This window comes from Rathayibacter sp. AY1E2 (genome assembly GCF_002932325.1).
Classification (GTDB): Bacteria; Actinomycetota; Actinomycetes; order Actinomycetales; family Microbacteriaceae; genus Rathayibacter.
Window position 1 is genome coordinate 67,791 of the sequence record NZ_PSVO01000015.1, and the last position, 11,070, is coordinate 78,860.

Genomic DNA, 11,070 nt, shown 5'->3' on the forward strand with positions numbered 1-11,070 from the left:
GATGGTCGAGCCCACACCCCAGGACGCGCCCCTGCGCGCCGAGCGGGACGCCGCGCGGGCGGACCCGATGCTGAGTGCTCTCGGACCGTTCGGGCGCTTCGAGGGGATCGTCCCTCCGCTGTTCGAGGCGGCCGTGCGGATCCTGCACCCCTCCGACGACCCGCCCCGGCGCTGGCGCGAGGTCGCCGAGCGGGAGGGGACGCTCCTGCATCCGCTCGCGCAGTGGTACTCGCTCACCGGCGAGCATCCCGACGAGTACCCGGAGCCCCGCCTCGGAGTGCTCCCGCTCGACGAGCTCGCGGCCGTCGCCGCCGTCCTCGCGGAGCACACGAGCACCCCCGACGACTGCCTCGCCGTGTTCTGGGAGGGGTTCGGCGTGCTGAGCGGCGGGTCGCGGATCCTGATCTCCCGCGCGGACGCCTCGGAGGAGCTGCCCGAGTGGATGAGCGACACCCGGCCGACCGGCTGGGAGCACCCCGAGACCGCCGCCGCGGCGACGGTCGAGCTGCCGGGGCGGGAGGGGCCTCTGCTCTCGCTCGACGTCAGGGTGCTCGAGGACACCGCGTGGGCGCGCGCGGCGGGCTTCGCCGACGCCTCCGGGCTCGTCGTGCAGACTCCGCTCGCGCTCTGGCCGGAGGACCGGGCCTGGTACCTCGCGAGCGAGGTCGACTTCGACTCGACGCTGATCGGCGGCTCGCGCGCCCTCGTCGACGACCTGCTGCGGCTCTCCGCCGCGGGGCGGATCGAGGCGCTCCTCCTGCCGGATCAGGTGGACCTCACGAGCACCGGTGACGAGCTCAATCCCAGGCGGCGGTGACGGGGTGAGCGACGAGGACGACGAGCGCTGGCTCGTGGTGAAGGGCCGCCGATGGCGGCGCACCGACCCCTCGCTGCCGGAGGACGTGGTCGCCGGCCTCACCTCGCACCTCGGGCGCGGGCGCTCGGGAGTGCGCTCCGCCAGGCTGCACGAGGACGCGGAGGCGGAGGCGCTGGCTCGCAGGAGGGTCGGGCTCGCCAAGCACGGGCTGGGCGAGCGCGGACCGGCATGGTGGGACGAGCCCGAGGCCGATCGTCTCGAGCGCGCCCGCGAGGCGCTGCGGGCGCTCGAGGAGCTCGACGCTCCGGAGGACTGACTCGGCTTCTGCATCCCCCGAGCGTGCTCGCCGGGCGAGGCGGGCGGGGAGTGCCCGAGCGGATCCGGGGAGAGCGCGCGGAACCGCGGCCTGTGGAGGAGGACCGCCCCCGCTGAGGCCGCCGACCGAGGCCGCCCGCCGAGGCCGCCAGCCGAGCCCGCCCGCCCCTAGCGGAACCTCACCACGAAGCCGTCCTCCGGCCCGGTCGGGAAGCTCTGCAGGCTCACGCGCAGATCCTGCCCGTCCTCGACGTCGTACGGGTGCCCCGCGGCCAGGAGCTCCAGCGCCGCGGACAGCAGGTCGACGGTCGCCGGCTCGCCCGGGCACCGGTGGTCGCCTCCGTAGTGCCCGCCGCCCTGGGCGATGAAGCCGTTGCGGTCGACCGGCGACCGGAACCGCTCCGGATCGAAGCGGCCCGGCGCCTCCCAGTGCGAGCCGTGGTCCGTCGCGTAGAGGTCGAGCAGCATCCACTGCCCTGCGGGAAGTGTCTCGCCGCGGAAGTCCAGCTCCCGGCGGGCCCTTCCTCCGACCATCGGGAAGAACGGATAGAAGCGCCGCACCTCGTTCGCGAACGCGACGCGCTCCTCCTGGTCGGCGAGCCGCTCCCGCCACTCCGGATGCCGGTGCAGCGCGAGCGCCGCCAGCACCACGAAGCGCCCCACCGCGACCGTGGGCCGCAGCACGTTGATCAGCTCCACCGCGGCGACCTCGACGGGCAGGAGGCCGCCGTCCTCCTTCTCGTGCGCGATCCGGTGCAGGGGAGTCGGGGAGGGTCCGGCCGTCCGGCTCGCCTCGATCAGGCCGCGCGCCCACCGCTCGGTCGAGCGGCGGCGGAGTCGCGCGGCCCAGTTGGGCGGGCCGAAGCGCCCGGCGTTGTCGATCATCGCCCGGAGCTCGTCCGTGCGCCGCAGCACCTCCTCCTCGTCGGCCTCGATGCCGGCCCACGACAGGACCGCGCGGCCCAGGACCTCCGCGGCGACGTCCTGGAGGCGGACCCGCTCGCCCGTCAGCCGGGCGGCGGACGCCTGCCACTCCCGCGCGAAGGCCGAGACCAGCCTCGACCGCTGCTCGGGCGTCTCCACCAGATCCAGGAACATCCGCTTCCGCCGCCGGTGCGGCTCGTCCTCGAGGGTCTGCACGCTGCCCTCGTCCTGCAGGAGGTGCAGCACGGAGCCGGGCAGCGCGCCCTCGCGGTCGAAGCGCCCGCCCTCGTAGAAGAAGCGCGCCGCCTCGATGCCGCGCGCCATGATCACGGGCCGTCCGAGGATCCGGGTGCGGAACGCGTCCGCGCCCACGTCGTCGAAGCGCCGCGTCCCGAAGAGGTAGCCGTCGGCGAGGACGGCCGCGCTGCTGTCGATCGCGGGGAGGACGGGGATCGAGGCGGCGATCAGCCGGCCGATCCCTCGGTGTCGTCGCCCTCGGCCTGCGAGGGCTTGTCGACGCCCGCGTCGTCGACGTGGTCGTGGTTCTGCGGGTCCTCCTGCGGCTGCTCGGTCCGGTCGGTCATGGTGCTCCTCTCGCGTCGGCGCGGTGCGCGCCTCGCGGCCACGGTAGGAAGAGCGCGGCGGACCCGGGTACCCCGTTGACTCGCGGGGGAGGGGCGGGCAGACTCCGCCGCCCTCAGCGCCTCCGCAGGAGGACCGGCGCGGTCGCCCAGACCACGGCGAGCAGCAGCAGCACGCCTCCGCCCGCCCAGAGGCCTGCCGGCCCGCCCAGCACGACGTCGAACACGAAGCCCACGACTCCGACGAACAGCAGCGATCCCGCCGCGAGGCACACCGTGACCACCCGGTTGCCGAACCGCACCAGCTCGGCCTTCCTCCGCCGCTGGAACAGCAGCCGGTGGGCGATGACGGGCGCCAGCGCCAGGATCGTGACGCACGCGGCGAGCAGGACGAGCACGAGGTAGAGCGCCACGTCCGGCGGCGCGAGGTCGGCGAAGCGCTGCTGGAAGCACAGCGTCAGCAGGAAGCCGCCCAGGATCTGCGTGCCGGTCTGCACGACCCGCAGCTCCTGCAGGATCTCGTTCCAGTTGCGGTCGGATCGCTCCTCCACCGTCTCGTCGCGACCGGAGTCGGGGGCGGAGGGGTCGACGGGTCGGTCGCTCATGGGACGAGGGTAGAGCTCAGGCGAGCAGGGACTCCGCCAGCGAGATCGCCCCGCGCACCCCGGACTCGTCGCCGAGCGCCGGGCGCACGATGCGGATCCGCCCGCCGCCCGTCCCCGTCGCTCCGGGCGCGCCCATCAGCCGCTCGACCTCGGCCTCGACCGCGGGGACGAGCCCGGGCGTCTTCGACACGCCTCCGCCGAGGACCGCGAGCCGCACGCCCGCGACGTAGGCGAGCGTCGTGACCAGCTGCGCGAGGTAGTAGGAGCTGAAGCGGAGGTTCGCGGCCGCCTCCTCAGGGCCGAGGCGGGAGCCGTCGACGCCCCAGCGCGCCGAGATCGCGGGACCGGCGACCAGGCCCTCGAGGCAGTCGCCGTGGAACGGGCAGGTGCCGGCGAAGCCGTCCTCGGGGTGGCGGCGGGGCAGCAGGTGCGCGACCTCGGGCCAGCCGCTGCCGGCGAGGAGCCGTCCGCCCGCGATCACGCCGCCGCCGACTCCGGTGCCGACCGTCAGATAGACGAAGTCGTCGACTCCGGCTCCGGCGCCCCAGCGGGCCTCGCCCAGGGCGGCTCCGTTGACGTCGGTGACCAGCGCGAGCCGGGCGCCCGGTGCGGCCGCGCCGATCGGGCCGAGGACGTCGGTGCCCTCCCAGCCGAGCTTCGGCGTGGAGGTGAGGTGCCCGTAGGTCGGCGAGCCGGGATCGATGTCGAGCGGGCCGAAGGAGGCGACGCCGACCGCGGCGACTTTGCCGTCGACTCCGTGGCCGCTGACGAAACCGGCCAGATCGGCGAGCGTCTCCGCGGGCCCGCGGGTCGGCAGGGTCGTCGTCGCGAGGATCCGCTCGGGATCAGCGGCGTCGGCGACCGCCGCGACGACCTTCGTGCCCCCGGTCTCGATGCCGACGAGGAGGGGACGGTCGGCGGTGGCGCTCATGGATCTCCAGGGCTCGTGCGGTGCGTCTCGGGTCTCAGCAGGCGGACAGCGAGCGCACCTGCGCCGACAGGGTCAGGGGGCTGCCGAGGAGCAGCACCTGATCGAGGTCGTGGCCCTGCATCTTCACACGGGTGCTGCGCGGCAGGCAGGTCGGCTCGCTGAGGTAGAGCGGGGCGCCCTGCTTCGCGGCGACCGGGCCGACGGCCAGCGCGTCGGCGAAGCCGGTGGCGGTGGCGAGATAGACGGTGTCGCCCAGCTCGGACGGCGGGAAGACGTCGTTGAGGCGTCGGCTGGTGTCGTGGCGGTCCGTCCCGGCGATGCGCGACACGGTGTCGGCGATCTTCGCGGCGCGCAGGTCTGCCTCGACGGCGGTCGAGATCGACGGCGCACCGCCGAGCAGCTGCACGGAGGAGGGGTCGAGTCCGGCGAGGGTGTCGCGGGTCGGCTGGTCGAGGCGCGATCGGGCGCCGTCCACGAGGAGGACGGGCTCGGCGCGGCGGCCGGCGATCGGCGCGACCGAGAGGGCGTCCGGGAAGTTGGTGCCGGTCGCGACGAAGACGTTCTCGTAGCTGCCGTCCGGGAAGGCGTCCTCGACGATCCGGCGCGAGGTGTCGTAGCGGTCGACGCCCTCGATGCGCTCGGTCGGGATCCCGAGGGCCCGCACCTGCTGGAGCACCGAGTCGCTCACGGAGAGGGCGCTGCCGACCACGACGATCCGCTGCGGGGCGAGGCGGCGCAGCTCGTCCGCCACCACGGCGGGCAGGACGCTCGGGTCGGTGAGCAGGAGCGCGCCGCCCTGCTTCGCGGCGGCGGGGCCGGCGCTCAGCGCGTCCGGCCAGTTCGCTCCGCTGGCGAGGTAGACGACGGGGGCGCCGTCGGCGAATCCGGAGGCGGTCACCGCGACGGCGGTCGCGTACCGGTCGGTCCCGGCGAGGCGGGCGACGTCGGAGGAGTAGGCGGACGGGAAGAAGTCGATGCCGCTGCGGCCGCCCGGCGGCACGGAGACGACCGCGCGCTCGTCGAGGCGGGCCAGGCGCGAGAAGTACTGGTCGTCGTAGGCGGGGTACCCCGGCTCCACGAGGCGCAGGAGGTAGTCGCCGGCGGGCAGGGCGAGGTCGCTCGTGTCCCACGCGCGGGCGGCGCCGGGGGCTCCGGTGACGGGGACGGTGTCGAGGAGCGAGTAAGTCCCTCCGTCGACCCACCAGGCCTGCACGTCGAAGGAGGGGGAGGAGACGCCCGGGACCGCGTCGGCGGTGATCGATCCGGACAGCTCGGCGGTGCGCAGGAGGGAGATGGCGACGGACTCGTCGGTCCCCCGGGTCGTCCTCGCGGCCTCGGCGACCGGGGTGTCGCCGAACCAGGTCGGGTACCAGTCGTCGCTGCCGATCAGGTTCGCGCGGACGGTGAGGGGCTCGCCGCCGGGAACGGGGAGGGAGAAGTCGGCGCCCGTGTTCACCTCGGCGACCACGTCCCCCTCGGCGTTCTGGACCTGGACGTAGAAGTACGGGTTCGCGGGGGCGGGGTGCTCCTCGTCGACGTCGCGGAGCGCGATGGTGCCGGAGAGGACGACCTCGGCGGCCGCCTCCTGCGCGGCGCTCGCGCCAGGGAGATCGGGGGCGGCGACGGCCGGACCGGCCGCGAGGCCGGCCAGCAGGAGAGCGGAGACGCCGATCGCGGCGAGGGAGCGTGCGGGCACGGCGGGCCTTTCGGCAGGATCCGCGGGAGGCCGCGGCGGACACGGTGTCTGAATGCTAGCCGCCGCCCGCCTCCGGGCGAGGGCGGGTGTCGGCGGGATGGGCCCCCGTCCGGGGGACGATGGTGGTGGATTCCCGGGGCCGCCGGAGGAGTCCGCGCGAGCAGGCTCCCCCGGCGACCCGGGTCGGATCCCCTACTTGACGACCGCTGCGGTGGCGGCGGAGGTGCGCGTCGCCGTCGTGTAGTCGGCCTTCTTGCCGGTGACGGTCACCGTGATCTTCTTCCCCACCGTGGCGCTGGTCGGCTTGTAGGTGGCGGAGGTCGCCCCGGAGATCGCGGTGCCGTTCGCCTTCCACTGGTAGGTGAGGGCCACCGGCGAGGGGCCCCACGTGCCCGGCTTGGCGGTCAGGGTGGAGCCGACCTTCGCGGTGCCGGTGATCGTCGGGGTCGCGGCGGAGAGGGTGCCCGCCACCACGGCGCTCGTCTTCGCGGAGGTCTTCGTCACGGCGGTGAATCCGGACTTCGACCCTGTGACCGTCACGGTGATCGTCTTGCCGAGAGTGGCGCCGGTCGGCGTGTACGTCGCGGACGTCGCCCCGCTCAGAGCGGTGCCGTTCGCCTTCCACTGGTAGGCGAGGGCGACGGGGGAGGGGCCCCAGGTGCCGGGCTTCGCGGTGAGGGTCGAGCCGACCTTCGCGGTGCCGCCGATGGTCGGCGTCGCGGCGGTGATCGCGCCGCCGGTCACGGCAGCGGTCCCGGAGGAGACGCGTGTCGTCGAGACGTAGCCCGACTTCGAGCCCGTGACGGCGACGGTGATCACCCTGCCCGCGTCGCCCGCGACCGGACGGTACGTGGTGCCGGTCGCCCCGCTGATCGCGGTGCCGTTCGCACGCCACTGGTAGGCGAGGGCGACGGGGGAGGGACCCCAGGTGCCGGCGCTCGCCGTGAGCGTCGAGCCGACCGCGGCGGTGCCGGTGACGGTCGGAGTCGCGGCGGTGAGGGCGGTGCCGCCGATGCGCACGACCGTCGATGCCGCCCCGCTGTCGCCTCCGGCGTTGATCGCGCTGACGCTCATCGTGTAGGTGGCGCCCGCCGCCAGGTGGGTGAACGTGAAGGAGCGGGCGGTGGCGGCGACCGTCGTCGACCACGGACCGGCGCCCGCGTTGTCGACGCCGTTGCGCGAGACGCGGTAGCCGGTGATCGCCGGGTTGCCGGCCGACTCCGGAGGCGCCCAGGAGATCGTCGCGGATCGCACGCTGTCGTTCGTGGTGCCGGCGACGCGCGTGGGGACGGAGGGGGCGAAGTAGGGGTCAGCGGTGCGGGTGACCGTTGCCGCTTCGCTGGTGCCGACGTCATTGATCGCTTGAACGGTGAAGGTGTAACTCGTGTTCGGGCGAAGATTCGTGAAGGTCTGCGAGCGGCGGTCGGCTGAGACGACGGTCGACCAGGGGCCGCTGCCTGAGGAATCGGTGCCATCGCGGGCTACTCGGTAGCCGGTGATGTCCAGGCCACCGTTGCTCGACGGCTCGTTCCAGGAGACGGTGATCGAAGTGCCTGAGGACTGCGCCCGCACGTCCCCAGGCGAGGAAGGCGCGAAGTACTGAGTACTGAACCACGTGCAGGTCTTCAGAGAGTCGGTGTAGGTGCGACGGTTCTTGAATCCATTCGTCGTGGATGCAGACCAGAGGCAGAACTGGTAGGCGCCGTTTCGTTCTACGTCGAGGATCTGGGAAGTGGAGTCTGCGCTGTAGACCGCGTCGTAGCCGGGGTATCCCTCGACATCATCGGCCGGTCCGAAAATGGTGTCAGTAGTGGCGTGGTACTCGTCGAATCTGCACTGCTCTCCGCCGACCGACGGAGCCTTCCACGAAGCCGTTGCAACGGCGGTCGCGGGGTCGACGTGGACGGTGAGGTCCGACGGCCCGGGTGCTCCCGGCTGTCGGTACGCCTCTGCCACCGCTGCAACGCTCTGAGTCTCAGAGGCTTCGAGAAGCTCACCTTCAACCCCGCCGGAATAGGGTGCGGAGAAGTCGGTGACGCTGACTACCTCGATGCCGATCGGATCGTTCGTGTGCGGAACGGCAATTGAAACAGAGGTTGCGCCCTTTACGTCAGTGAGTGCAGTGGTGAAGGTTTGGTACAAGTAGTACCCGGGGTAGAAGTAGAACTTGTCGTAGACGTGCACGCGATAGCCGGCGACGGCTTGCTGGGGAGCGTTCCACGAGACCGTGATCGAATCCGTGCATCCGTTCTGCACGCCGACGACGTTCGTCGGCGCGGCCGGCGATCCTGCGGCCTGGGCCGGGGTCGCGACGAAGAGGGAGAGGAGCAGGGCGAGGAAAAGGGAGACGCTGAGGGTCTTCGTTCGCATGGAGGAGGGCATCCGGATTCGTCGGAGCGAGAAGGCCGACGACTGTCGGGCCGGAGGGATCGTCCCATGCCGCTTATCGCTGCACTAAGTCCCCCATTCAGGGCAGAATTCGGCGGATTCCACAGATGTCATCAGCGCGATGACAAGAGAGAGGGATAAGGCCTTCTCGCCGAGAGGCGCAACGTCGTTGCTCCGAAAGCCCCTGCCTCAGGGCGGGGAAGAGGATCCGCGGCGGCATCACAGTGCCCCGCGCGAGAGCCGCGGTGGTTTCCCGCGCCGCACCCACCGTTCACGCGCGTTCCGTGCGCCCCACGGCGAGAACCGCACGATCGGCGCGTGCAAGACTGGGCGTGAGCGTGCTCCATCCCGCCGCGTCACGCGCGGGGCACGGAGCCACTGGACCCGGTCCGCTCATCCGCATCCTTTCGCAGGAGGACTCGAATGACCGATACCGCCGTGCTCGCCGAGGCACCCGCCCGAACCCCCGTCGCGAAGACGATCCTGATGTGCCGTCCCGAGCACTTCACCGTCGTCTACCGCATCAATCCGTGGATGGACCCGCAGGTCCCCACCGACACCTCCCTCGCCGTCCGGCAGTGGCAGACCCTCTACGACACCTACGCCGATCTCGGCTTCACGATCGAGCTGATCGAGCCCGAGGCCGGACTGCCGGACATGGTCTACGCGGCCAACGGCGGATTCGTGATCGACGGCATCGCCTACGGCGCCTCCTTCACCTACCCCGAGCGCCAGCCCGAGGGCCCGGCGTACATGGACTGGTTCCGCTCGGCCGGCTTCGACGTCCGCGTCCCCGAGGAGGTCAACGAGGGCGAGGGCGACTTCCTCCTCGTCGGCGAGCGGATCCTCGCCGGCACGGGCTTCCGCTCCGCCTCCGACTCGCACGCCGAGGTCGCCCGCGTCTTCGGCCGCGAGGTCGTCACGCTCGAGCTCGTGAACCCGTCGTTCTACCACCTCGACACCGCGATCGCCGTGCTCGACGACACGAACATCGCCTACCTTCCGAGCGCGTTCAGCGAGGAGGGCAACCGCACCCTCCGCGAGCTCTACCCCGACGCGATCCTCGTCTCGGAGGAGGACGCGTCCGTGCTCGGGCTGAACTCCTTCTCCGACGGCCTCAACGTCGTCATCGCGTCCCGCGCGACGGGCTTCGAGCGCCAGCTGCGCGAGCGCGGCTACAACCCGATCGGGGTCGACCTGTCGGAGCTGCTGCTCGGCGGCGGCGGCGTGAAGTGCTGCACGCTCGAGCTGCGCCGCTGACCCACTCCCCGTGGTCGGCGACGCGCAGCGCCGACCCACCCTCCACTGTCCACGATCCGTCCCACTCGACGCCGAGCGCGACGACTCCTGGACAGTCGATCGTCCCCTCAGGAGGAACGACATGAGCATCACCGACACCGACACCGCCCGCTCCGCCGCCCTCATCGCCGCGGAGGAGGAGCACGCCGCCCACAACTACCACCCGCTGCCCGTCGTCGCGGCCACCGGCGAGGGCGCCTGGATCACCGACGTCGAGGGCGTCCGCTACCTGGACTGCCTCGCCGCCTACTCCGCCGTGAACTTCGGCCACTCGCACCCGGTGCTGCTGGAGGCGGCCCGCGAGCAGCTCGACCGCGTCACCCTGACCAGCCGCGCGTTCCACAACGACCGCCTCGGCCCGTTCGTCACAGCGCTCGCCGCGCTCGCCGGCAAGGACATGGTCCTGCCGATGAACACGGGCGCGGAGGCGGTCGAGTCGGGCATCAAGGTCGCCCGCGCCTGGGGCTACCGGGTCAAGGGCGTCGCTCCGGGCCGGGCGAACATCATCGTCGCGGCGGGCAACTTCCACGGCCGCACGACCACGATCATCTCGTTCAGCGACGACGCGGAGGCGCGCGACGGCTTCGCCCCGTTCACGCCCGGATTCCGCACGGTCCCGTTCGGCGACGCGGAAGCCCTCGAGGCCGCGATCGACGACGACACCGTGGCGGTGCTGATCGAGCCGATCCAGGGCGAGGCGGGCATCGTCGTGCCGCCGGCCGACTACCTCCCGGCCGTCCGCGAGATCACCGCGCGCCGCAACGTCCTCTTCATCGCCGACGAGATCCAGTCCGGCCTCGGCCGCACCGGCGCCACCTTCGCCTGCGATCTGGTCGGAGTCGTCCCCGACGTCTACCTGCTCGGCAAGGCGCTCGGCGGCGGCATCGTCCCCGTCTCGGCCGTGGTCGCGGACGCCGACGTGCTCGGCGTCCTGCAGCCGGGCCAGCACGGCTCCACCTTCGGCGGCAACCCGCTCGCCGCGGCCGTCGGCCTCGCGGTCGTCGAGATGCTCGCGACCGGCGAGTACCAGGCCCTCGCCCGCGAGCGCGGCGCCCAGCTGCACGCCCGCCTCGAGGCGCTCATCGGCCGCGGAGTGGTCGCCGTCCGCGGCGCCGGACTCTGGGCCGGCATCGACATCGACCCGGGGCTCGCCTCGGGCCGCGCCGTCTGCGAGGCCCTGATGGCCCGCGGAGTGCTGGCCAAGGACACCCACGGCTCGACGATCCGCCTGGCGCCGCCGCTGGTGGTCACCGCCGCCGAGATCGACTTCGCCGTCGACGAGCTGGAGGCCGTGCTCGAGTCGCTGCGCTGAGGCGCACCGTCCTCCCTCCGCGAGGTGCCGCTCCGGTCCGCGACACGCCGTGTCCGGCGTGCCCGAACGGCATCCCGCGGGAGGGGGAGGGGCGTGTTGAGACGGGACGTCTCGATGTCGCGGCAGGCCGTCGCCGCTCTGCGATACTCGCGCGATGAGCACACCTCTCCCGCCGGAGAACACCCCGCCCTCGTCCCCCGAC

Annotated in this window: 9 protein-coding genes; 4 read left to right on the top strand and 5 right to left on the bottom strand. The window is 72.7% G+C overall.

All coding sequences use genetic code 11. The features are described 5' to 3' along the window. Position 1: 1 nt before the first annotated feature. Both C5C49_RS11870 and C5C49_RS11875 read left to right on the top strand, forming a co-directional pair. Complete coding sequence (locus tag C5C49_RS11870; protein ID WP_104346239.1) at positions 2-817, top strand: hypothetical protein; 816 nt, start codon at positions 2-4, stop codon at positions 815-817. Between the two features lie 4 nt (positions 818-821). After that, positions 822-1,133 (top strand): biopolymer transporter Tol, encoded by a 312-nt coding sequence (locus tag C5C49_RS11875; protein WP_104223799.1) that lies wholly within the window; start codon positions 822-824, stop codon positions 1,131-1,133. Positions 1,134-1,300: 167 nt separating this feature from the next. Here C5C49_RS11875 and C5C49_RS11880 read toward each other — a convergent pair whose 3' ends face one another. From C5C49_RS11880 to C5C49_RS11900, 5 genes are all read right to left on the bottom strand, one after another. After that, positions 1,301-2,428: a cytochrome P450 gene (locus C5C49_RS11880; RefSeq protein ID WP_104282638.1), complete on the bottom strand. Its 1,128-nt coding sequence runs from the start codon at positions 2,426-2,428 to the stop codon at positions 1,301-1,303. 325 nt (positions 2,429-2,753) lie between these two features. Continuing rightward, a complete protein-coding gene (locus tag C5C49_RS11885; RefSeq protein ID WP_104223741.1) occupies positions 2,754-3,242 on the bottom strand; it encodes a DUF6328 family protein in 489 nt (162 codons plus the stop codon). 16 nt (positions 3,243-3,258) lie between these two features. After that, on the bottom strand, positions 3,259-4,173 hold the full coding sequence (locus tag C5C49_RS11890) for an ROK family protein (protein ID WP_104346240.1): 915 nt from the start codon (positions 4,171-4,173) through the stop codon (positions 3,259-3,261). A gap of 34 nt (positions 4,174-4,207) precedes the next feature. Continuing rightward, a complete protein-coding gene (locus C5C49_RS11895) occupies positions 4,208-5,869 on the bottom strand; it encodes a cell wall-binding repeat-containing protein (RefSeq protein WP_104328981.1) in 1,662 nt (553 codons plus the stop codon). Between the two features lie 192 nt (positions 5,870-6,061). Continuing rightward, positions 6,062-8,239 (bottom strand): fibronectin type III domain-containing protein, encoded by a 2,178-nt coding sequence (locus C5C49_RS11900; RefSeq protein WP_181135770.1) that lies wholly within the window; start codon positions 8,237-8,239, stop codon positions 6,062-6,064. Between the two features lie 441 nt (positions 8,240-8,680). Between C5C49_RS11900 and ddaH the strand changes: the two genes are divergently transcribed. Together ddaH and rocD are read left to right on the top strand one after the other, a co-directional pair. Further along, complete coding sequence (gene ddaH / locus C5C49_RS11905) at positions 8,681-9,517, top strand: dimethylargininase (RefSeq protein WP_104226838.1); 837 nt, start codon at positions 8,681-8,683, stop codon at positions 9,515-9,517. 121 nt (positions 9,518-9,638) lie between these two features. Beyond that, positions 9,639-10,868, top strand: a complete 1,230-nt coding sequence (gene rocD / locus C5C49_RS11910) for an ornithine--oxo-acid transaminase (protein WP_104346242.1) — start codon at positions 9,639-9,641, stop codon at positions 10,866-10,868. Positions 10,869-11,070: the final 202 nt, after the last annotated feature.

Bases quoted from the DNA above. Each gene is read 5' to 3' on its own strand.
- C5C49_RS11870 (WP_104346239.1), top strand. From the start codon at position 2: ATGGTCGAGCCCACACCCCAGGACGCGCCCCTGCGCGCCGAGCGGGAC.
- C5C49_RS11885 (WP_104223741.1), bottom strand. From the start codon at position 3,242: ATGAGCGACCGACCCGTCGACCCCTCCGCCCCCGACTCCGGTCGCGAC.
- C5C49_RS11890 (WP_104346240.1), bottom strand. From the start codon at position 4,173: ATGAGCGCCACCGCCGACCGTCCCCTCCTCGTCGGCATCGAGACCGGG.
- C5C49_RS11900 (WP_181135770.1), bottom strand. From the start codon at position 8,239: ATGCGAACGAAGACCCTCAGCGTCTCCCTTTTCCTCGCCCTGCTCCTC.
- ddaH (WP_104226838.1), top strand. From the start codon at position 8,681: ATGACCGATACCGCCGTGCTCGCCGAGGCACCCGCCCGAACCCCCGTC.
- rocD (WP_104346242.1), top strand. From the start codon at position 9,639: ATGAGCATCACCGACACCGACACCGCCCGCTCCGCCGCCCTCATCGCC.